The 21240-nt window shown below is 52.9% G+C and carries 21 protein-coding genes; 17 read left to right on the top strand and 4 right to left on the bottom strand.

Going from position 1 to position 21240, the window contains the following annotated elements; all coding sequences use genetic code 11:
• The first annotated feature begins 124 nt into the window (after window positions 1-124).
• From glyA to EVJ34_RS10000, 10 genes are all read left to right on the top strand, one after another.
• On the top strand, window positions 125-1378 hold the full coding sequence (gene glyA, locus EVJ34_RS09955) for a serine hydroxymethyltransferase (protein WP_131436405.1): 1254 nt from the start codon (window positions 125-127) through the stop codon (window positions 1376-1378).
• 3 nt (window positions 1379-1381) lie between these two features.
• Complete coding sequence (locus EVJ34_RS09960) at window positions 1382-2317, top strand: hypothetical protein (RefSeq protein ID WP_131436403.1); 936 nt, start codon at window positions 1382-1384, stop codon at window positions 2315-2317.
• A gap of 108 nt (window positions 2318-2425) precedes the next feature.
• The gene (locus EVJ34_RS09965) at window positions 2426-2695 is read left to right on the top strand and encodes a hypothetical protein (protein WP_131485479.1); all 270 of its coding nucleotides are present in this window, start codon (window positions 2426-2428) and stop codon (window positions 2693-2695) included.
• A gap of 70 nt (window positions 2696-2765) precedes the next feature.
• The gene (locus tag EVJ34_RS09970) at window positions 2766-3443 is read left to right on the top strand and encodes a response regulator transcription factor (RefSeq protein ID WP_131485480.1); all 678 of its coding nucleotides are present in this window, start codon (window positions 2766-2768) and stop codon (window positions 3441-3443) included.
• A gap of 1 nt (window position 3444) precedes the next feature.
• Window positions 3445-4683: a sensor histidine kinase gene (locus EVJ34_RS09975; RefSeq protein ID WP_131485481.1), complete on the top strand. Its 1239-nt coding sequence runs from the start codon at window positions 3445-3447 to the stop codon at window positions 4681-4683.
• Between the two features lie 116 nt (window positions 4684-4799).
• Entirely contained in the window at window positions 4800-5489 is a 690-nt protein-coding gene (locus tag EVJ34_RS09980; protein WP_236636685.1) for a hypothetical protein, read from the top strand.
• A 128-nt stretch (window positions 5490-5617) separates the two neighbouring features.
• Entirely contained in the window at window positions 5618-6847 is a 1230-nt protein-coding gene (locus EVJ34_RS09985) for a hypothetical protein (protein ID WP_131485483.1), read from the top strand.
• 361 nt (window positions 6848-7208) lie between these two features.
• Entirely contained in the window at window positions 7209-8483 is a 1275-nt protein-coding gene (locus tag EVJ34_RS15960) for an endo alpha-1,4 polygalactosaminidase (protein WP_161568903.1), read from the top strand.
• A gap of 143 nt (window positions 8484-8626) precedes the next feature.
• Window positions 8627-9256: a uracil phosphoribosyltransferase gene (gene upp, locus EVJ34_RS09995; RefSeq protein WP_021066126.1), complete on the top strand. Its 630-nt coding sequence runs from the start codon at window positions 8627-8629 to the stop codon at window positions 9254-9256.
• Window positions 9257-9411: 155 nt separating this feature from the next.
• Window positions 9412-10563, top strand: coding sequence for a GGDEF domain-containing protein (locus EVJ34_RS10000; RefSeq protein WP_236636686.1), 1152 nt, complete (start codon window positions 9412-9414; stop codon window positions 10561-10563).
• A 62-nt stretch (window positions 10564-10625) separates the two neighbouring features.
• On the opposite strand, the gene EVJ34_RS10005 is transcribed toward EVJ34_RS10000, so the two are convergent.
• From EVJ34_RS10005 to EVJ34_RS10020, 4 genes are all read right to left on the bottom strand, one after another.
• A complete protein-coding gene (locus tag EVJ34_RS10005) occupies window positions 10626-12212 on the bottom strand; it encodes an ABC transporter permease/substrate-binding protein (RefSeq protein WP_131485486.1) in 1587 nt (528 codons plus the stop codon).
• Window positions 12209-13333 carry an ABC transporter ATP-binding protein gene (locus EVJ34_RS10010; protein WP_131485487.1) on the bottom strand — a complete coding sequence of 375 codons (1125 nt, stop codon included), beginning with the start codon at window positions 13331-13333 and terminating at the stop codon, window positions 12209-12211. Before EVJ34_RS10010 ends, EVJ34_RS10005 begins: the two co-directional genes overlap by 4 nt.
• A gap of 184 nt (window positions 13334-13517) precedes the next feature.
• Window positions 13518-14849: a (Fe-S)-binding protein gene (locus EVJ34_RS10015; RefSeq protein WP_236636687.1), complete on the bottom strand. Its 1332-nt coding sequence runs from the start codon at window positions 14847-14849 to the stop codon at window positions 13518-13520.
• On the bottom strand, window positions 14846-16246 hold the full coding sequence (locus EVJ34_RS10020; RefSeq protein ID WP_236636691.1) for an FAD-binding oxidoreductase: 1401 nt from the start codon (window positions 16244-16246) through the stop codon (window positions 14846-14848). The genes EVJ34_RS10015 and EVJ34_RS10020 overlap by 4 nt, the downstream gene beginning before the upstream one ends.
• 645 nt (window positions 16247-16891) lie before the next feature.
• On the opposite strand from EVJ34_RS10020, the gene EVJ34_RS10025 reads away from it, so the two are divergent.
• From EVJ34_RS10025 to atpA, 7 genes are all read left to right on the top strand, one after another.
• On the top strand, window positions 16892-17119 hold the full coding sequence (locus tag EVJ34_RS10025) for a hypothetical protein (RefSeq protein WP_114165157.1): 228 nt from the start codon (window positions 16892-16894) through the stop codon (window positions 17117-17119).
• A complete protein-coding gene (locus EVJ34_RS10030; RefSeq protein WP_114165156.1) occupies window positions 17116-17544 on the top strand; it encodes an ATP synthase subunit I in 429 nt (142 codons plus the stop codon). Before EVJ34_RS10025 ends, EVJ34_RS10030 begins: the two co-directional genes overlap by 4 nt.
• Complete coding sequence (atpB, locus tag EVJ34_RS10035) at window positions 17544-18281, top strand: F0F1 ATP synthase subunit A (RefSeq protein ID WP_021066134.1); 738 nt, start codon at window positions 17544-17546, stop codon at window positions 18279-18281. Before EVJ34_RS10030 ends, atpB begins: the two co-directional genes overlap by 1 nt.
• A gap of 78 nt (window positions 18282-18359) precedes the next feature.
• On the top strand, window positions 18360-18572 hold the full coding sequence (gene atpE, locus EVJ34_RS10040) for a F0F1 ATP synthase subunit C (protein WP_024370837.1): 213 nt from the start codon (window positions 18360-18362) through the stop codon (window positions 18570-18572).
• A 71-nt stretch (window positions 18573-18643) separates the two neighbouring features.
• Window positions 18644-19171, top strand: a complete 528-nt coding sequence (atpF, locus tag EVJ34_RS10045; RefSeq protein ID WP_131436383.1) for a F0F1 ATP synthase subunit B — start codon at window positions 18644-18646, stop codon at window positions 19169-19171.
• Window positions 19171-19704 carry a F0F1 ATP synthase subunit delta gene (locus tag EVJ34_RS10050; protein WP_021066137.1) on the top strand — a complete coding sequence of 178 codons (534 nt, stop codon included), beginning with the start codon at window positions 19171-19173 and terminating at the stop codon, window positions 19702-19704. Before atpF ends, EVJ34_RS10050 begins: the two co-directional genes overlap by 1 nt.
• Window positions 19705-19722: 18 nt before the next feature.
• Window positions 19723-21231 (top strand): F0F1 ATP synthase subunit alpha, encoded by a 1509-nt coding sequence (atpA, locus tag EVJ34_RS10055; RefSeq protein WP_131436381.1) that lies wholly within the window; start codon window positions 19723-19725, stop codon window positions 21229-21231.
• The last annotated feature ends 9 nt before the right edge of the window (window positions 21232-21240 follow it).

The raw sequence follows: 21240 nt of genomic DNA on the forward strand, positions 1-21240 counted from the left end.
TCCTCCTCTAATCGTCTTCTTCATTATGATACCCAACTTGACCTCTGATTAGACGATACCCAAAAAAAGAAGCATATGTTACGATGGGGGTGTTGATTTTTAGACATTCAGAGGGGGTTTCAACATGGTAAACACGACGAAGTTGAAAGTGCAGGATGCGGAATTGTTTGAAGCAATGCAACACGAGCTTGGACGTCAACGCGAGAACATCGAACTCATTGCCTCGGAGAATTTTGTCTCAGAAGCAGTCATGGAAGCGCAAGGCGGCGTGCTCACAAACAAGTATGCAGAAGGTTATCCAGGTCGCCGTTACTACGGTGGGTGTGAGTTTGTCGACGTGGCCGAGAACTTGGCCCGCGACCGCGCGAAAGAGCTGTTCGGTGCAGAACACGCCAACGTCCAACCGCACTCGGGTGCCCAAGCGAACATGGCCGTCTACTTTACAGTCCTTGAAGCTGGTGACACGGTGCTCGGCATGAACTTGTCACACGGTGGTCATTTGACGCACGGAAGTCCGGTCAACTTCTCAGGCGTTCAATACAACTTCGTCGAATACGGTGTGGACAAAGAGACAGAACATATCGATTACGACGTTGTCGCTGCCCTCGCGAAAGAACATAAACCAAAACTCATCGTCGCGGGTGCTTCGGCGTACCCACGGACGATCGATTTCGCTAAGTTCCGTGAAATCGCTGATAGCGTCGGTGCCTACCTCATGGTCGACATGGCCCACATCGCCGGTCTCGTCGCGGCCGGGCTTCACCCGAACCCGGTCGAGCACGCGCATTTCGTGACGACGACGACGCACAAGACGCTTCGCGGTCCACGCGGCGGCATGATTCTCTGTAAAGAAGAGTTCGCCAAGGCGATCGATAAGTCGATTTTCCCAGGGATTCAAGGCGGTCCGCTCATGCACGTCATCGCTGCGAAGGCAGTGGCGTTCGGAGAAGCGCTTCAACCTGAGTTCAAAGATTATCAGGCACAAGTCATCAAGAACGCACAAGTGCTCGCGCAAGGGCTAGAAGAGGAAGGGCTCCGCATCGTATCGGGCGGTACGGATAACCACCTTCTCCTCGTTGACCTCCGCGGCATCGACATTACCGGGAAAGCGGCTGAGCACGCGCTCGACGCGGCCGGTATCACGGTCAACAAAAATACGATTCCATTCGATCCGGCATCACCGTTCGTCACGAGCGGGATTCGACTCGGGACGGCAGCGATGACGACACGCGGATTGAAAGAAGATGACATGCGTGAAGTCGCTCGCCTGATCGGACGTGTCTTGACGAACCATGAAGATGAGGCGGTACTCGCCGAAGCGCACGAAGCCGTGCGCACGTTGACGGCGAAGTTCCCGCTCTATCCTGAACGAGGCTGACGAATGGACGTACGGACACTCGCAGATCGGGAACTCGCGGAACTGCCGCTCATCGATATGACAGAATGGCTCGCAAGAAAAGGGGAGCACGACCCGACGTTTCGCCTCGTCGCGAACGAGTTCGGTGTCGTCACGACGCTACTCGACCACGGCTATTATATCGAGGCAAGTGAACGGATCGTACCGCTTCTCGGGATGAAAGTGCCGGCGGCGTTTCATCGGCTCGGGCTCGCGCTCGAAGTGAAAGCGAACGGAAAGAAGGCGGCCAAGCGCCGCTTTCGTTCGTTCTCGCCGGCTGTCATCGGTCACGCGGACTTGTCGGACTGGCGTAACGCCTTCAAATGGGACAAGACTTGGCTCGGCCTGCCGCTCGTCGTCGCACTCGGGCTGGTTGCGCTCGCCTTTTGGCCGGATTCGGCGCCGCCTCCAGTGACGCCGACCGCATCCGACGAACGAGTCATGACAGTGACCGAAGACGAGGCGCTTGCGAAACGGTTAGAAGAACTCGAGCAAGAAGTCGCACGACTTGAGGAAGCGAACGAGGCGTTGCAAACGGAGGATGAGACAGACGAGACGGTCGCATCGCCTGAGGCACCGGCTGTCATCCCGCTATCTAAAGTCGAGACGCTCGTCTCGGACAAACGATACGAGGAAGCCGATGCGCTTCTCGTCGGCAAAGCGAAAGCCGGGCAGGAGCAGGCGGTCGGGTTTTATCGGTTGCTCGTCGACAACAAGCTCGGCGAAGCGGAAATCGATGACTATGCCGCCTACGTCGACAGTTATCCAGAGTCGGGATATAAGGCGGACGTTCTATGGATGAAAGGCATCGCCGAGAAGAAGGCCGGGGACGACACGTACCGGACGACGCTCGCCGAGGTCGCCGCCATGGACGGGACGTATTGGGCTCCGATCGCCAAATCGGTGCTCGAAGAAGAATGAGGTCGCAGCGCGCTGTGGCCTTTTTTCTCATCAAATTCTAATCTGTTTCACCGTTCTTTCTCAGCTCGCTCCCGTACAGTAAAGAAAAAGGATAAGGGAGAGGGACATATGCGCTCAACTAGCAGAGGAAAGATTGGAAGATTGATTCGAGGAGTGGCCGTCGGTGCGCTCGCATTGACACTCATGGCGGCAGGAGTCGCCGGCTTCTTATTATTCACCTTGACCGGTAACGCTTGGCTTGACCAAATCGCCCAAGTCGGGACCGATGTGGCGTTTCAAGTAGAAGGATTTGAGACGAGGTTTGACCAAATCGGCGACTCGCTCGAGCTACGCGTCGAACAAGCGATTCCGGAAGCGGTTCGCCCGTTTTTTGATTGAGGAATCCGGGAACACATAAATGATGCGTCGGGCGGACTGCTCGGCGTTTTTTTGAGAAAGGATGAACATCATGCCTACGATTCTCGTCGTCGAAGACGATGCTAAAATTGCTAGACTGCTCGAACTTGAACTTATGCATGCCGGTTATCAAGTCGAGGTCGCCCATGACGGGAGGGCCGGGCTCGACCGGGCGCTCACCGGCGGGATTGACTTGATGTTGCTCGATGTCATGCTGCCCCAGATGAGCGGACTCGAAGTCGTGCGCCGCGTCAAAGAAGAGCAGCCGCTCCTCCCGGTATTGATGGTGACGGCACGCGGGGACCGCTACGATAAAGTGAGCGGGCTCGACCTCGGAGCCGACGATTACATCACGAAACCGTTCGAGATGGAAGAGTTGCTCGCACGGATTCGGGCGTTTTTACGGATGCGGCAACATGTCCAAGTCGATACGAGCGAACGGGTCTTGTCTTATGAAGGGTTGACCGTCGATGTCAATCGCCACGAGGTGTTGTGCGAAGGTCAGAAGATCGACTTGACCCGGCGTGAGTTCGATTTGCTCGTCTATTTGCTCGAACATCCGGAGCGAGTGCTCACGCGCGACCAACTCGTCGAGCACGTCTGGGGTTTTGATTATTACGGCGACACGAACGTCGTCGACGTGTATATCCGCTATGTCCGCAAGAAACTCGGCGGGTCTTGGATTCAGACGGTCCGAGGCGTCGGTTATATGTTGAAGCGTGGTGAATAAGATGAAGCTACGGACGAAAATCGCCCTGGCGATGGCGGGGTTCATGTTGTTCCTCCTCATCACCTCGTTCGGCGTCGCCTGGCTCGTCTCACGCCAACAGATCGTCGACGCCCGCTATGACGTCTTGCGCCAAGCGCTCAACTTGCTCGAAGAAGACGAGCGGAATCGGCAAGCCGTCTTGTCGTTGCACGAGGACAGTGTCGTGCTCGAGCGACAAGCGAACGGTGATTGGGGCATCATCGGCGGACAGGCCGAGGAAGGTCTGCGGTTTCCCGTCAATTTTGGCGAACCGGCCCTCGTCGACGATTGGTTCGTCATCGCGACATCGAACGGGCTCGGCTATGCGTTTCAAGACGCGGCCGTGAGCGAGACGCTCCAGACGCTCGCGACGATTTTTCTCGTCATCTTCTTGATCGCCGTGGCGATGACGTTCGTCGGCAGTCTGTGGATCGTCAGGCAAGGACTCATTCCGCTCCGCCGTCTCGAAACGACGATGGAACGAATCACGGAATCGGGCACGCTCGAGACGATCGATGTGGGCACGAGCCAAGATGAAGTGTCGACGCTCGCAACCGGCTTCAATCAGATGATTGGTCGGGTCGAAGGGTCGATGGAGCAACAACGGCGCTTCGTCGCCGATGTTTCACATGAACTGAAGACGCCGCTCACGGTCATCGAAGGATACGCCAAACTGCTCCGGCGCTGGGGACAGAGCGACCCGGCCGTCCGTGACGAGGCGATCGACCATATTTTGACCGAATCCAGACAAATGCGCGAAGACTTGATTGAACCGATGCTCGAGTTGAGCCGTTTCTCCTCACTTGAAGAAGTGGAGACCGAGCCGATCGAGCTGAACGAATTGGCCGGACAATTGACCGAGCGGTTTGAACGATCGCATGGGGTCCACGTGCCAATCGAGGCGATGGGAGCATGGCAGGGGCATCGCGATTCGTTGCAACGGCTCGTCATCATCTTCATCGACAACAGCTTGAAGTATGCGACTGACACGCGCGTGACGATGACGCCGGATCGCATCGAAGTACGCGACCATGGGACGATGCTCAATGAGGAGGACCGGGCACGGTTATTTGATCGGTTCTATCGACTTGATGAGGCACGGGACCGGAGTGGTAGCGGACTTGGTCTCGCCATCGCCAAGGAAGTGGCGGATTTGAACGGATGGACGGTCGGCAGTTATGCGAACGCGCCGGACGGCAGCGTCTTCTACGTCACAAAATGACAAAACTTTCGCAGATTCTCATCATTTTCTAATGGAATCCTCGTGGTGCTGTAAGGTCACCGTTCTATGATGAAGATGTAGAACAAGTTCACCACATGAAACGAGGAGGAAACATCATGAAATTAATCGGATGGATATTAGGAGTCGGGTTGGCGGTACTAGCTGTCGCCGGAATCGGGTTGTATGTCGCGAACGACAAGACGGACACGGTCATCGTTCCACGCGCGGTCGATAGCGTGAACAGCGGAACGAATGATGCCGCAGACGATGCGCAAGATGATGCGAGTCAAGAAGCAGCCACTTCGTCAGAAGGATCAGCATCGAACGATACACCGGTCCGTTCGGTCGATGACGATGATTATGAATTGTATGGTACCCTCGTCAGCCTATCAGACCGTGACGTGACGATCAGCTTCAGCGGTAAAGAATCGACGTATCCGCTCGCGGACCGTCATGAGATTGACGACGATACACCGAAAGCAGGGGACCGCGTCAAATTGGAATTCAATCAAAACGAGGAAGTGAAGGAAGTCGACCGTGAGAGTGACGACTTCGACATCTACGGCACGTTCGTCAGCCTGTCTGACCGTGACGTGACAATCGAGCGTGACGGCAAGTCAGAGACGTTCAAACTCGCGAGCCGCTACGTGCTTGACGACGAGGCGCCAAAAGCTGGTGACCGTGTCAAACTCGAGTTGAACCTTCAACAGCAAGTGAAAGAGATTGAACGTGAGGATGACCGGGATGATCAAGATAATCAAAGCGACGATCAAGATGACCAAGCCGACGACCGAGATGACGACTAAAAAAATGCCACACAAGTGGCATTTTTTGTGTGTTCTTCTAACTGTATAAGTAATTATTATTGTATGATAAAGTGAAAAAGAAAATTTTAGGTGACAGTGCCCAAATATATGTGAAAGGAGCGAGCGGGGTGAAAGATGCGATTAGGTTAATCGGGTTAGCTACACTCTTATTGAGCGGGTGCGGGGTGAACGAAATCAACGCGCTCAATTTGCGACCATTGTCGACGTACGCGATTCAACAAGATCAAAACGTCCCGTTGACGTCCGCGTTAAAGTCGCGATTATTGAACTATTGTGAACAAAAACCGACAGGCGTGTTGCCGATACGCCGGGCCGAAGTGGCGACAATCACATTCCGTCATCCTTTCTACAACGAGTTGGGCAGCAAGACCATTAAATATTGGCGGAGCGGGGACGCTCGCTACGTCTCTTGCTTGAACAGTAACGAGCAAAACGCACGCGTCTTCCTGACAGATGAAATCGTAGAGTTCGAGACTGCCGTTACGGCGAATCTTCTTGAAATCGATGTCGGTGACACGTTCTCGTTCATTCCCGAACCGAACGGCGAAAACGTGTTACAGTCTTTCTCAGTCAATGAAGCGCACGAGACGATGATCCCAGGTTCTGTCTTCCGTTACCATACGCCGGACCGGGGTGCGCTCCACGTCGCGTACGAAGTCTTTCAGGATGGTGTAGCGACAGGTCAATTGATCGAGCCGAAATTATTCGTCTTCGAAAGTGGCAAAAATGAAGGTTTTGCGTTCTTAACGCAATTGGCGGATCGACGGATTGCGCTCCAGATTGGAAGGGAAGATGCGTGGGAACGTACCGTCTTCTCATCCCTTTTCACTGGCGAACACGTCGCCATCGACTCGTTAGAAGTTGTTTTCCCATCAGATTCGAATGCACGTCGACTCTTGAAGCGGGTCGTCCTATCCAGTGCACCAATTGGAGAAATCACCGAGCAGGCATCGACCGAGTTGTCGGAACGTTATGGGACCGTGGTCGAAGTATGGGGGACGGTGAAACGTCCTGGAGCCGGTGAGTTGACGATTACATCGGAGCAAAAAGAGTCGATGCGTTTGGTGACGTATGAGACCGAGACAAAAATCGCGCATCTCGGTGGTCCGAGTACGAGCGACCTGTTTGAATTGTTATCGCATGCGAAGCCGAGTAGTAAAGAACTGACCGGGGAACGATGTGGCACAATCGCGGTTTATGAGCAATTGACCGAACAACGGTTTGACGTCTGGATGGAGGAAGGGGAAGATACCATTCAATTGATGGATATCAAGACGAAACAGGTTTACTTGATTGATCGACTCGAATTAGAGTCGATGCTGGATACGTACATATGACCAAATAACTTATTTTTTACCCGTTTCATGACACTTTCATGTCGTGAAGCGGTTTTTTGTTGTCAAATTGACACTATGTTTTCGTAAAAAACTATCCTATAATTTTTTTTGCGAAGGTTCAACATTACATATACGAATCCGATACATTCATAAAACACACAGCACTAACCTTCTCGTCATTTGAATAAACAGAAAAGGGGGAGCAACGAGACACAACTCCATTCAACCATCATCGTCCGTCACCACGTTTTGTCAGTCATCAGGAGAGGAATAAGTAGTGAAATTGAAAAAGTTAATGATGTCTCTAACGGTAGTGTTGTTGATTGTTAGTCTGAACATGTCTAAAACGGGGGCGCAAACCATGAACCCACTCGACGGTGTGAAGAACTATCAGGTGTATTATGGCCATCCAACTGAAACGATTTTAAAAGATATGCAGAACTACGATCTCGTCATCATTGAGCCGCTCCATTACACGAAAGCGCAAGTGGAGCAAATCAAAGCGCGCGGGACAAAAGTGCTCGGTTATATTAGCGTCATGGAAGTCGCGACATGGAACACTGGTCTCATGTCAAAACTTCAGTCAGGGGACTTCTTTACGCGTAACGGACAACGTGTCCATTACTCGGAATGGGACTCGTACTTGACGAACATCGCCTCGCCACATTTCCAAGGATTACTCCTTACGGAAATCCAGAACCAAGTTATCGCCAAAGGCATCGATGGCGTGTTCATGGACACGGTCGGTGATATCGATAACGAACATTTGAACAATCCGACCGTGCTCAAGCAGCAACGGGACGGTCTCGTCAACTTCTTGAAACAAGCGCGGGCCCGCTATGGGGATATCGCCATGGTTCAAAACTGGGGCTTCGATACACTTGAAACGTCGACGGCACAATACGTCGACGGCATCATGTGGGAGAGCTTCAACGCCGATACTATCAAGAGTGACGCGTGGTCACAAAACATGATCAAGAAATTACAAGCGGTCGATGCATCGCATTCGGTCAAGACGCTCACGATTTCGACGCGTCAAAGCGCCGACAGCCACAAGCTCGCCAAAGATTCTGGGTTCATCCACTTCCATGAAGCAGATGCTTACGTGAACTGGAACGCGGGGCTCGTGACACGGACGGCAGATACGACACCGGCAACGAAGCCGGCTGAAACGACAACGCCGAAGCCGGTCGAAACGACAACACCGAAGCCGGCTGAAACGACAACGCCGAAGCCGGCCGAAACGACAGCGCCGAAGCCGGTCGAAACGACAGCGCCGAAGCCGGTCGAAACGACAGCGCCGAAGCCGGCCGAAACGACAACGCCGAAGCCGGTCGAAACGACAACAACGAAGCCTGTGACAGAAACGGCAACAACACCAGTCGCCCAACCAACGACAGCGCCAACGAAACCGACTACGTCGACGAAAGAACAGACGTCGTCAAAAACCGAGTCGACACAAAAGACAAAAGCCGAGTTAAAGCAGGAAAAGAAAGAAAAGAAAAAGGCAAAGAAACACGCGAAAAAACATGCGGTCAAGCATGAAACGTCAAAACACCACCACGCCGCCAAAGGCAAGATGTGCGAAAAAGTGAAGCACAAGACAACCGGGTTTCTAAATTTCTTCAAATTCTAATCGATATGTCACCTGAAGCCCGAAGGATCGATTCCGCTCCTTCGGGTTTCGTCTGACCTCTTAGAAAACAGAAGTTGACTCTACCTTTCTCAGAAAAGTTAGGGTACAATGCTCAAGAGAGATTGAGAGAGGAGTGAAGCATGATGGGCAAAGTACACGTTTATGACCACCCATTGATTCAGCACAAGATGACGATTATGCGCAAAGTAGAGACGGGGACAAAGCAGTTCCGTGAACTCGTAGACGAGGTTTCGTCACTCATGGCATATGAAATTACACGCGACCTTCCGCTTACTGATGTAGAAATCGAGACACCTGTCTCTGTATCGACACAGAAGATGATTGCCGGCAAGAAATTGGGAATCGTCCCAATTTTACGGGCGGGCCTTGGCATGGTGGATGGCTTCCTCAAAATGATGCCGAACGTCAAAGTCGGTCACATCGGTTTGTACCGTGACCCGGAGACGCTCGAGCCGCACGAATACTATCTCAAGTTGCCGACGGACGTTACAGAGCGTGACTTCATCGTCGTCGACCCGATGCTTGCGACAGGTGGTTCTGCCGCTGACGCGATTGCCGCGCTTAAAAAGCATGGTGCCAAGTCGATCAAACTTGCTTGCCTCTGTGCAGCCCCTGAAGGTGTGGAGCGTGTTCAAGCTGAACACCCGGACGTCGAAATCTATCTCGCCGCACTTGACGAGAAGTTGAACGACCATGGTTACATCGTCCCAGGACTCGGTGACGCGGGTGACCGGTTGTTTGGAACAAAATAAGATTGAGCTTGATGAAGAGGATCCAAGTGGTCCTCTTTTTTTTGTGGAATGTGCCGTGAACGATTGAAAATAGTTGAGGTGAAGCGAGTCACGACCGATAGTAGAAAAGGAAGGGACCACATGAAGGTCCGATTATGAAAAAGGGAAGAGACGCCGTGCAGACTAAATTCTCGCTACTACAAAGATATTTACTCATCTCCTTGATGGCGTTGTTTTTAACGAGCGTCTGGAGTTATAGCGCGTTTCAAGACATCGAGCAGGAGAACCGACGGATCGTCGAAGAGGCGATTCCGATCGCGAACGCCGCCTCAGAGTTGCTCCGTCTGTTGCTCGACCAAGAGCTGTCGGTCCGTGGCTATACATACAATCAAGATACGCTGTCGCTCGAACAGTATGAGGCGACGAAGCGCTCATTAGCAGAGACGATTCAAATCATAAACGAACTCGACGACCGTCATCCTGTCATGCAGGAATTGATTCAAGACGAGGCGATGCCGCTGATCCGCCAAATGGAGATGTTTCACAAATCGCAAATCCGACTTGTCGAGTCCGGAGACATCGACATGGCGAACGCGCGTCGCTACAGTGGCATTGCCTATATCAACCAATTTCGGGCCGTCGATGCGGCGATTCGTGAGGAGATCGACAAAATCATCCAACAGGCGTCACTTCGTAGTGACACCGCCTCGAGCTCGGCGAAATGGGTCATCGTGATTGTCGTGGGAATTGCATTGTTATTGTTGATGACGTTCATGCATACGTTCCGACTTGAACGGAGTAAACAAGCACTCATCCATCGCTCGCTCCATGACGCGTTGACCGGCATTTGGAATCGTCGTGCCTTCGACGAACGGTTCGAACGGATGTGGGAGGAGGTTGCGGAGACCGGCGACGTGATCGCCCTCTTATTGCTCGATATCGATGCGTTCAAGATGTACAACGATACATACGGACACTTGGCCGGAGACGCTTGTCTCGAGCGAGTGGCGACAACAATCGCCAAGGCGGTTGGTGAAGACGGCATGACAGCCCGGTACGGCGGAGAAGAGTTTGCCGTGTTGCTCCGTCCACGTCACGCCCGACAACCGAAAGAGATTGCCGAATGCATCCGCCAAGCGGTGCTCAAACTGAACATCCCGCATGAAGGTTATCAACCGCTTCGGAAAGTGAGTGTCAGTATCGGTGTCGCCGAGCACGCGCCTGCGCCGGATAGCGAGAAAGCTGATTTAATCGAGGCGGCCGATCGGGCGCTCTATCAGGCGAAGCGGAGCGGGCGCAATCGCGTCTCAATCGGGAAAGCCGTTTGAATCAAGGCACGCCAAAAGACGACCATTCCGATGGATACGGGATGGTCGTCTTTCGCATATGCTTATTCTTCGATTAATCCTTCTTCGATGAGGAAGTCGCGGGCGACTTTCTCTGGACGTTGTTTTTCGACGTCAGCAAGATAATTGAGTTCTTGCATCGTCTCATCCGTGATTTTCCCGCTCAGCAAGTTCAATACGTCGGCGAGCTCTGGATGCTCGGCGAGCGTCTCTTCGCTGACGATCGGCACTGCATAATACGGTGGGAAGAACTGCTTGTCGTCCTCGAGGACGGTCAAGTCGAAACGTTTGAGCAATCCGTCGGTCGAGAAGCTGTCGATGGCGTTACTCTCATTGTTCATGAGTGCTGTGTAGCGAAGTCCGCCGTCGACCGGTTTCACGTCTTGGAAGTTGAACGGGTACGCCTCTTTCAAGCCGAGGTATCCGTCCTCCCGGTTCGAGAACTCAATTGTCGGCCCGAAGACGAGCTCATCACTCACAGCTGCGAGGTCGGAGACGGTCTTCAAATCGTACGTGTCGACATCTTCTTGTTTGACGGCGATGGCGTATGTGTTATTGAAGCCGATCGGGTCGAGCGTGCGGATATCAAAGCGTTCCTGCACTTGCGTCACGACTTTGTCGTAGACGACATCGGGGTCGTTCTCGACTTCTTGTTTCAATACGTCGACGAACAATGTGCCCGTATATTCGACATATGTGTCGATTTCACCAGTACGAAGTGCGCTGAAGGCGACTTGCGTCCCGCCGAGGTTCAGTTGACGTTTCACATCGAGGTCGGTCTTGTCTTCAATCAAATCGGCGACCATGTTCCCGAGAATTAATTGCTCGGTGAAGTTTTTCGAACCGACGACGATCGTATCGTCTTCACGGGTGAAGGCGTAAATCGAACCGGCGAGGAGAAGGGCGAACGCCGTCGCGATGACGATGAGCGGTTTCGTCACTTTCTTCGCCGAGCGGCGCGTCTTTTTCTTCATCCGGCCGTCCGCGAGGACGATGCCGTTCGGGGCAACTTTATATTCGATGCGGCTGACGATGAAGTCAATCAACAAGGCGAGCAATCCGGCCGGGATGGCACCGGCAAGGATTTGGTTGTTGTCGACGGTCTGGATTCCGGCGAAGACGAGGTACCCGAGGCCACCTGCTCCGACGAACGCTGAGATCGTCATGAGACCGACGGCTGTGACCGCCGAGATTCGAATTCCGGCCATGATAATCGGCAGTGCGAGCGGAAGCTGGATCTTACTCAAAATTTGGCGGTCGGTGAGTCCGATCCCTTTGGCCGACTCAAGCGTATCGCCCGGAATGCTCGATAGTCCCGTGTACGTGTTTTTCACGATTGGGAGGAGCGAGTACAAGACGACCATGATAATGGCCGGAGTCGATCCGATCCCGATGAATGGAATCAAAAACCCGAGAAGCGCTAAACTCGGTACGGCTTGGACGACGCTCGTCAGACCGAGAATCGGCTTGGCGAGACGCGGGACCCGTAAGATGAGAATCCCGAGCGGTACCCCGAGTAAGACCGCGAGTGAGACGGCGAAGACCGTCAGTTGTAAGTGTTCGAGCAAGAGCGTCCCGATTTGGTCGGTGTTGCTCGTGAAGTAATTAAAAAACGATTGAATGGCGTTCATAAAGTTTCCTCCTCTTGCATGAATTGCTCACTGAGGACGGAAAGCAAGCTGCTGCGTGTAATCAAGCCGTGTAGAATCGAACCGTCGACAACAGGAAGGTACCCTTGATCGCTCGTGTTCATGACGTCTAAAATGTCGAGGAGTGAGTCCTCGACCGAGACGAAGGCATAGTTCGTGTTCATGACTTCCTCGAGCCGCTTCGCTTTGTCTTGGATGCTGTGAACGTCCTTCAATTTGATAAGCCCTTGGAGGACGCGATCACGGTCCGTAATCAACAGGCTGTCGACCTTACGGGAGCGCATAATCTCAATCGCTTGAAGTACGGTCCGCTTCCCGCTGATCGATACCGGATCGGTGATCATGATGTCTTTCGCCTTGATGAACTCCGGGCTGTTCCAAATCCGATTTTTCCCGATGAATGACTCGACGTATTCGTCTTTCGGGTTCCGGAGAATTTGTTCCGGAGTATCGAATTGGACGATTTCTCCATCGCGCATGATACAAATGCGATCGGCCAGCTTGATCGCCTCATCCATATCATGGGTGACGAACACAATCGTCTTTTTCACTTCTTCTTGAAGATTGAACAGCTCTTCTTGGAGGTCATTTCGCGTGACGGGGTCGAGGGCACTGAACGGTTCATCCATTAAAATGACTTCCGGATCGTTCATGAGGGCTCGGGCGAAGCCGATACGTTGTTGCTGCCCGCCGCTCAATTCGCTCGGATAGCGATCGATGAACTGATCCGGGTCGAGACCGACCATGCGGAGCAGGTGTTCGGTGCGTGCGTCCATGTCTTGTTCGGCGTGTCCTTCGAGACTCGCAATCAATTGGATGTTTTCGCGAATCGTCATATGCGGAAAGAGGCCGGTCTGTTGAATGACGTACCCCATCTGGCGCCGCAGTTCGATCGGATCCATTTTGCGTGTGTCTTGTCCGTTGACGATGATCGTGCCTTCGGTCGGCTCGATTAAACGGTTAATCATTTTGAGTGATGTTGTCTTTCCACAGCCGGATGGGCCGATAAAGACGACGAGTTCACCTTTATTGATGGTGAGGTTCATCTCTTTCAAGACGGTCGTGTTCTTGAATGTTTTTTGCACTTGTTTAAATTCAATCATGCAGTCACCCTTTTCAGTAATTATTTTCACATAACCTTATATGCCCGTTGTTAGATGATTGTAAACATTTTTTTCGAAAAAAGCGTTTGAACCTCTGATAAAGCGGGGATTATTATTGCCTTTTTTTTATTCGGAATGAAAAAGAGAGGAGGACACGTGTAGTCAGTGTCTTCCTCTCAATTCGTTAGTTCGCATGATTGTCCATCGCCTCGACGAGCAAATCCGCCAAATGGACGGCGCGCATCGAGTCGGTCCCATGTTCTTGAATTCCAAGCTGCATCTGCATGTGACAGCCTGGATTCGATGTCACGATTGTTTGTGCCGCAGTGGCGTTGACATGCCCCATCTTCATCTCGAGGATATCGTTGGCGATGACGGGTTGCAACAGATTGTAGACGCCGGCCGAGCCGCAACAGTGGTCGGCGTGTTGCTGTTCGATATAGACGGACCCCTTGATTGCCTGGAGCAACACCCGCGGAGCGAGCGCGCCTTTTTGGACGTTGCGCAGGTGGCACGAGTCTTGGTACGTAATGACTTGCTCTGGAAGCGTGAGCGGTACGCGGTCGAGGAAGCCGACCTCAAGCAAAATCGAGGCGAAGTCTTTAATCTTGGCCGTGAACCGTTCCGCGCGTTCGGCCCATTCCGGGTCGTGCTTCAACAGATGGTCATAACCGATGAGGAACGCCCCGCAACCGCCTGCGTTCGTGATGATGTAGTCGACGTCCTCGGCCTCGAACGCGGCAATATTCTGCTTGGCGAGCGTGACGGCGCCCGTCTGTTCGCCGGCATGGCCGTGCAACGCCCCACAACATTGCTGCATGTTCGGGATGACGATGTCGCAACCTGCAGCTTGGAGCAGTTTGATCGTGTTCGCGTTCGTCTCATAAAACATCGTATCCATCAAGCAACCGCTGAAGAAGGCGACCCGGGCCGTCGGTGAACCCGTCGCTCGAATCCGCTCGGGACGACGTCTTCGCTCCGTCTTCGCTGGGACCGTCGGTAAAATCGTCTCCATCTTTTGAAGCTGGTCCGGAAACCAGTCGAGGATGCGGAGTTTATGGGTGAGCGTCTGGACGCCGGACTGTTGATAAAAGCGAAGGAAGCCCGTCGCCGTCTCCATCTTTGCTTTGTTCAAGAACAGTCCGTCAAAGACGACTTTCCGGACGATTCGTTCGCGGACCGGCATCTGCCCGGTCGCGCGTTTGTGATCGGTGATGGCGGCCCGGGCGTCCTCGAGCAAGACGCTATAGCGCACCCCGGCCGGGCATGCCGGCTCGCAGGCGAGACAGCCCAGACATTCGTTGAGCGTCTTCTCGACGCCTTCGTCCGGTTCAATCAACCCATCGACGACCCCTTTCATGATGGCGATGCGGCCGCGCGGGGAGGCGGACTCGTCTTTCGAGCGGATATACGTCGGGCACGTCGGCAGGCAAAAGCCGCAGCGCATGCAACCGAGCATCTCTTCATAGTCGAGCTTTTCGGTCATGCGGGTGGCGAGTTCGGGCGACTGCTTCATGATGTGCCTCCTTGGACGATACGTTTTTTCGCCGCTTTGGCGAACATCTTCTGCGGATTCATGATGCCGTGCGGGTCGAAGGCGAGCTTGATGCCTTTCATGACGTCAATCCCGGCCGGTCCGAGCTTCCATTCGAGATAGGGGGCTTTCATTGCCCCGACCCCATGCTCGCCGGTGATCGTCCCGCCGAGGTCGAGCGCGGCAGCGAAAATATCGGCGAACGCCGCCTCGACACGTTCCATCTCCTCATGATTTCGGGCATCGGTCGAGACCGTCGGATGCAGGTTGCCGTCCCCGGCGTGGCCGAACGTGGCGATTTGAATGTCGTACGCCCGGCCGATCGCTTCGATGCGTCGGACCATCTCAGCGATCTCGCTCCGTGGCACGGTCGCATCCTCTAAAATCGTCGTCGGGTTGAGGCGGGCGAGGGCGGACAAGGCGATGCGACGCGCATATCGGAGCGTTTCGGCATGTGCCTCGTCCCGGGCCACTTCGACCGATAAGGCGCCTTCTTCTAAACAGACGGCATGCATCGCCTCGATGTCGTGCCGGACGACGTCACGCGGGCCGTCCTGTTCTAATAGAAGGAGAGCGCCGACGTCAGTAGGCAATCCGATGTTCGCATACGCCTCGACGACCTCGATCGTCTTCTTGTCCATGAACTCGAGCGTCGCCGGAATAATCCGGTTCTCGATGATGCGGCTCACCGTTCGGGCCGCGCTGTCCAAGTCCTCGAAATAAGCGAGCATCGTCTGTTTCGTCTCAGGGAGTGGGATGAGCTTGAGCGTCGCTTGTGTGATGACGGCGAGCGTCCCTTCCGAGCCGACGAGGAGACGCGTCAAATCGTACCCGGCCACGTCCTTGGCGAGCTTTCCGCCCGTATGGAGCACGTCGCCGTTCGGGAGCACCGCTTCGAGCGCGAGCACGTAATCGGCCGTCACGCCGTACTTCAATCCGCGCAACCCGCCCGAATTCTCGCTAATGTTGCCGCCGATTGTCGAGATTTTCATCGAGCTCGGGTCCGGTGGATAGAACAGGCCTTTCGCCTCGACGGCTTCCGCTAGGTGGGCGGTGATGCATCCCGGTTCGACCGTCACCGTCAAATTCTTCTCGTCAATCTCGCTGATGCGGTCCATATGTCGGAAGTCCATGACGACACCACCCGAGAGCGGCGTCGTGCCGCCGGCGAGATTCGTCGCCGAGCCACGGGGGACGATCGGGACCCGGTGTTCGTGGCACAGCCGCAACACGGCCTGTACATGTTCGGTCGAGCGGGGGGCGACAATGGCGTCTGGCATCGCTTGATAGTTTGGTGTCGCGTCAAACGAATAGGCGAGTCGGGTCGTCGGATCCGTGAAGACGACATCGGCACCGATTTCCTCACGTAATTGATTCATCCAGTCCATGGTAGTTCCTCCTCACACGCATCAACATTCTCATGATGCGGGCGTCGGTTTCGAAAGTCACAAAATCGACACATTTTTAGATAGCGCTTACATCGTAATCGTAGCCATTCGAACTGGTATTGTCCACCCATTTCGGCTTGATGGGAAGGGATTTCCAGAAGAGTAGGCGGGCGAAATCGCCCTGTGATATTCATCACTACAAATTCATCAGAACCCCTCGACATGACAAAAAGATAATCGGTATACTGATACAGGACGATGTAAACGATTTCAAAATCGGGTCAACGTTCGTTTCAAAACCTTTTGTGAACGTAAGCCGTTTGTCATTGTGTTTTCCAAAACGTGGAGGTATAACTGAACTATTCTTCATCTGATTCGCAATGTGAAATGTTATAAAGTCAACATTTTTATTTCACGGTTTCTTCATACTTTTTTAAAATTTAATGATTTTAATTTAGTTTGTGAACTGCGTAAAAGCCTTGATACAACTTGATTTAAAGCGCTTTTATAATTGTGAAATCCATTGACTTCTTATGCCATTTCCAGTACTCTGAACTTGTGTGACTTTTGATGGTCACGCGAGTGTGAATTCGATGGAGAAGACGGAAAGCTCGGCAGCTCGAAAGGGGGATTTGGATGACGAAAAAAGACAATCGTTACCTATCCTACGCCTCGCTCGCCTCTCAAATTTCGACCGCGCTCGCTGGACCGATCGTCATCGGTTATCTCGTTGGCCAATACGGGGCGAGACGTGAATTTTGGGGCACGTTTGGTTGGAATGTGTCGGTGCTTCTCGGAATGGCTTTCGGGATCACGGCGCTTGTTCTCACCCTTCGAAGTTTACTGACAGGAGAGGACGAATGAAGCTAGAACAAACGGAACTACAACAAGTGCAAGCAGACAGAAAAGCACAACAGCAGTTGATGAAACGCTATACGAAGTGGTTTATCGGATGGTTCGCCATTCTCCTCATCGGAGCGCTCATCGTCCCTATGTACAAACCGGTATTTCTCGGTTTGTTCCTAGGTGGGGTCGCCAGTCTGATCATTCTACATATGCAGAATCGAAGCGTCATTCGCATGTTTGACGTCATCGAACATGGACGACGCCCAAAGTCGCACGGGACTGTTTCAAGGATGGCAGTCGGTGCACTAGCCGTGATAGTCGGTCTCTTTTATGAGGATCGAGTATCGCTGATCGCGGTGGTAACTGGTCTAATCGCCGGCCACATCATACAATTTGGCGAGTTCACACTTGCCCAGCTCAGCAGGAAAAGAGGTGAATACTAATGGGTCATGAGTTTCCCACATATTCTCTACAACTCGGAGATTATACGTTATATGGGAGCTGGACGAACGTCATTACGGTGCTGATCGCATCACTACTCGTATTTACGTTTGCCGTTTGGGGAACGCGACGCTTGGCTATGAAGCCGACGGGTAAGCAGAACTTAATGGAATTCTTCGCAGAATTCACACGCGGGATTATCTCGAGTGCGATGGACTGGAAGACAGGTGGCCGTTTCATCGGGTTTGGAATGACGTTGATTTTGTTCATTCTCTTCTCGAACTTGATGGGTCTACCGTTTAACGTCATTTCTGGTCACTATCTATGGTTCAACTCACCGACGGCCGATCCTTACGTCACGTTGGCATTGTCGACACTCGTCGTTGCAATGTCGCACTATTACGGCGTGAAGCTACACGGTTTGAAGCACTACTCGGCGGAATTCGTGAAGCCGGTCTGGTTCTTATTGCCGATCAAGCTCATCGAGGAGTTCGCGAACACCTTGACGCTCGGTCTGCGTCTTTACGGTAACATCTTTGCCGGTGAAATCATGATTACCATCATCTTGGGACTCGCAATTACCGCAGAAGGGGCACTTAACCCGCTCGGTGCTGTGTTCGCAATTCTCCCAATGATTTTATGGCAAGGTTTCTCAATCTTTATCGGGGTTATCCAATCCTACATTTTCCTGACGCTTGCAATGGTGTACATCGGGCATAAAGCTTCTGCCGAGCATTAATTCGGGCAGGTCTCGCCAAAGCGTTGAACAAAAAAACTATTTACTTAACTTTTAGGAGGAATATACACAATGGAACAAATGAATCTTCTCGCAACAGCACTCGTTATCGGTCTTGGAGCACTCGCGGCTGGTATCGGTAACGGTCTCATCGTATACGGAACAGTACAAGGACAAGCACGTCAGCCAGAACTCAAAAACGAACTTCGTCAAACAATGTTCATCGGTATCGGTTTGGTTGAAGCCCTCCCGATCATCGGTGTGGCTGTCGGTTTCCTTCTCCTCAACTCTTGATTACGAGTTAACGAGAACAACGTAAGAGGGAGCGTGTCTCCCTCACTTATTTAGTCAAGAGGAGGGTATGCATGGATACGATGATGATTGCAGCTGGTGCTGGCGGCGAAGGCCTCCGCATCCTGGATATGATCTTTACACTTTTCACATTCCTCGTACTCTTGGCCCTGTTGAAGAAATTTGCTTGGGGACCACTCCTTGGAATGATGAGACAGCGTGAAGAGTATGTAGCGAACGAAATTGAGCTCGCTGAAAAGAGCCGCAAAGATGCGGAAACATATGTAGTCGAACAACGTGACGCGCTCAGCGCCGCACGTACAGAATCGAAAGAAATGCTTGATTCAAGCCGTCGTCAAGCAGAAGCGGAACAAGCACGCTTGGTGGAGCAGGCGCGTTTGGAAGCCGAACAAATCAAGATCGAGGCGGGTAAAGCGATCGAACGTGAGCGTGAGCTCGCGAAACAATCGCTCCAGACCGAAGTTGTCACACAGGCGCTCTCGGCCGCACGCCACGTCCTTCAGTCAGACCTCAAAGGCGACGAAGCGAAACAACGTGCCCTCGTTTCAGACTTCCTGTCTAAAGCGAAAGGTGCTAACTGATGAACACATCGTTAGCAAAACGCTATGCCAAAGCGCTCTTCGACTTAGCGCGGGAACAAGGCACGCTCGACCAAGTCGAAGCGGAAGTGCGTCTGCTCGATGAAGTGCTCCACGCGACTCCTGAACTCACGGACCTCTTAACGAATCCGGCGATCAGTGACAGCGAGCTTGCACAGCTTTTAACACATAGCTTTGGTGACATGACAGATATCGTGCTCAACACACTTCTCGTCATGGTCGAAAACGACCGTGCGAGCGAAGTTCGCGGCTTGTCGCGCTACGTCCTTGATTACATCAACGACTACCGTGGCATCGCCGAAGGGTTCGTCACGAGTGCTTACCCGTTGTCGGCAACAGAGTTGAAAGAAGTCGAACTCGTCTTCGGTCAGAAGATGAACAAGACGCTTCAATTGAAGAACGTCGTCGATGAAGACGTCATCGGTGGACTCCGTGTCCAGATCGGCTACACGACGTATGATGACACAATCGAAAACAAACTAACACGCCTCGAGCGTGAATTGTTGAATGCGTAAGAAATAGGGGTGAATTCAATGACGATCAAAGCTGAAGAAATCAGCGCCCTGCTAAAAGAGCGGATCGCTTCGTACGGTTCTGAAATCGAAGTCAGTGAGACAGGTACAGTCATTCAAGTAGGTGACGGTATCGCTCGTGCATACGGACTCGATAACGTTATGGCGGGGGAACTCGTAGAGTTCTCTAACGGCGTAATGGGCTTGGCGCAAAACTTAGAAGAAGGTAACGTCGGGATTATCATCCTTGGCGACTACAAAGGCATCAAAGAAGGTGACTCAGTAAAACGTACGGGTCGCATCATGGAAGTTCCAGTCGGTGAAGCGCTCCTCGGACGCGTCGTCAACCCGCTCGGACAACCAATCGACGGTCTCGGACCGATCGTGACGGACACATACAACCCGATCGAGCGTAAAGCTTACGGCGTTATGGCCCGTAAGTCAGTTCACGAACCGCTCCAAACTGGAATTAAGGCGATTGACGCCCTCGTACCAATCGGTCGCGGTCAGCGTGAGCTCATCATCGGTGACCGTCAAACTGGTAAGACTTCGATCGCAATCGATGCGATCATCAACCAAAAAGAAGAAAACATGATCTGTATCTACGTCGCAATCGGTCAGAAAGAATCGACTGTCCGTGGCGTAGTTGAGACGCTCCGTCAAAACGGCGCCCTCGATTACACGATCGTTGTTTCGGCATCGGCTTCACAGCCTGCCCCACTTCTTTACCTCGCACCATTCGCTGGGGTATCGATGGGTGAGTACTTCATGGACCGCGGACAACACGTCCTCGTCGTGTATGATGACCTCTCGAAACAAGCGGCAGCTTACCGTGAGCTCTCGCTTCTTCTCCGTCGTCCTCCAGGCCGCGAAGCCTACCCAGGGGATGTCTTCTACCTCCACTCACGCCTTCTTGAGCGTGCGGCGAAGTTGAACGACGAACTCGGCGGCGGTTCATTGACAGCCCTTCCGTTCATCGAGACACAAGCGTCGGATATCTCGGCTTACATCCCGACGAACGTAATCTCGATCACAGACGGTCAAATCTTCCTTCAGTCGGACCTCTTCTTCTCAGGGGTACGTCCAGCGATCAACGCCGGTCTCTCGGTATCGCGTGTAGGTGGTTCGGCTCAAGTGAAAGCGATGAAGAAAGTTGCCGGTACGCTCCGTCTTGACCTCGCGTCATACCGTGAGCTCGAAGCGTTCGCCCAGTTCGGGTCGGACCTCGACAAAGCGACACAAGCGAAACTCAACCGTGGACAACGTACGGTTGAAGTCTTGAAACAAGACTTGAACGCACCGCTCTCGGTCGACAAGCAAGTCATCATCATCTACGCTCTCACGAAAGGTCATCTCGATGACGTCCCAGTCGAAGACATCCGTCGTTTCGAAACAGAAATGAACGCATGGCTCGACCAAAACCGTGCGGACCTCTGCCGTGAAATCCGTCAAACAGGAAACCTTCCTGCTGACGAGGCGATGGTCGATGCACTTACGGAATTCAAAAAGACGTTCTCGCCATCGGTTTAATCCGGTGAC

It is taken from the genome of Exiguobacterium sp. SL-9 (assembly GCF_004336985.1).
Lineage (GTDB): Bacteria > Bacillota > Bacilli > Exiguobacteriales > Exiguobacteriaceae > Exiguobacterium.

What these genes read in the sequence shown, in the direction of transcription:
- glyA (WP_131436405.1), top strand. Translation starts at nt 125, where the DNA reads ATGGTAAACACGACGAAGTTGAAAGTGCAGGATGCGGAATTGTTTGAA.
- EVJ34_RS09960 (WP_131436403.1), top strand. Translation starts at nt 1,382, where the DNA reads ATGGACGTACGGACACTCGCAGATCGGGAACTCGCGGAACTGCCGCTC.
- EVJ34_RS09965 (WP_131485479.1), top strand. Translation starts at nt 2,426, where the DNA reads ATGCGCTCAACTAGCAGAGGAAAGATTGGAAGATTGATTCGAGGAGTG.
- EVJ34_RS09970 (WP_131485480.1), top strand. Translation starts at nt 2,766, where the DNA reads ATGCCTACGATTCTCGTCGTCGAAGACGATGCTAAAATTGCTAGACTG.
- EVJ34_RS09975 (WP_131485481.1), top strand. Translation starts at nt 3,445, where the DNA reads ATGAAGCTACGGACGAAAATCGCCCTGGCGATGGCGGGGTTCATGTTG.
- EVJ34_RS09980 (WP_236636685.1), top strand. Translation starts at nt 4,800, where the DNA reads ATGAAATTAATCGGATGGATATTAGGAGTCGGGTTGGCGGTACTAGCT.
- EVJ34_RS15960 (WP_161568903.1), top strand. Translation starts at nt 7,209, where the DNA reads ATGAACCCACTCGACGGTGTGAAGAACTATCAGGTGTATTATGGCCAT.
- upp (WP_021066126.1), top strand. Translation starts at nt 8,627, where the DNA reads ATGGGCAAAGTACACGTTTATGACCACCCATTGATTCAGCACAAGATG.
- EVJ34_RS10005 (WP_131485486.1), bottom strand. Translation starts at nt 12,212, where the DNA reads ATGAACGCCATTCAATCGTTTTTTAATTACTTCACGAGCAACACCGAC.
- EVJ34_RS10010 (WP_131485487.1), bottom strand. Translation starts at nt 13,333, where the DNA reads ATGATTGAATTTAAACAAGTGCAAAAAACATTCAAGAACACGACCGTC.
- EVJ34_RS10015 (WP_236636687.1), bottom strand. Translation starts at nt 14,849, where the DNA reads ATGAAGCAGTCGCCCGAACTCGCCACCCGCATGACCGAAAAGCTCGAC.
- EVJ34_RS10020 (WP_236636691.1), bottom strand. Translation starts at nt 16,246, where the DNA reads ATGAATCAATTACGTGAGGAAATCGGTGCCGATGTCGTCTTCACGGAT.
- EVJ34_RS10025 (WP_114165157.1), top strand. Translation starts at nt 16,892, where the DNA reads ATGACGAAAAAAGACAATCGTTACCTATCCTACGCCTCGCTCGCCTCT.
- EVJ34_RS10030 (WP_114165156.1), top strand. Translation starts at nt 17,116, where the DNA reads ATGAAGCTAGAACAAACGGAACTACAACAAGTGCAAGCAGACAGAAAA.
- atpB (WP_021066134.1), top strand. Translation starts at nt 17,544, where the DNA reads ATGGGTCATGAGTTTCCCACATATTCTCTACAACTCGGAGATTATACG.
- atpE (WP_024370837.1), top strand. Translation starts at nt 18,360, where the DNA reads ATGAATCTTCTCGCAACAGCACTCGTTATCGGTCTTGGAGCACTCGCG.
- atpF (WP_131436383.1), top strand. Translation starts at nt 18,644, where the DNA reads ATGGATACGATGATGATTGCAGCTGGTGCTGGCGGCGAAGGCCTCCGC.
- EVJ34_RS10050 (WP_021066137.1), top strand. Translation starts at nt 19,171, where the DNA reads ATGAACACATCGTTAGCAAAACGCTATGCCAAAGCGCTCTTCGACTTA.
- atpA (WP_131436381.1), top strand. Translation starts at nt 19,723, where the DNA reads ATGACGATCAAAGCTGAAGAAATCAGCGCCCTGCTAAAAGAGCGGATC.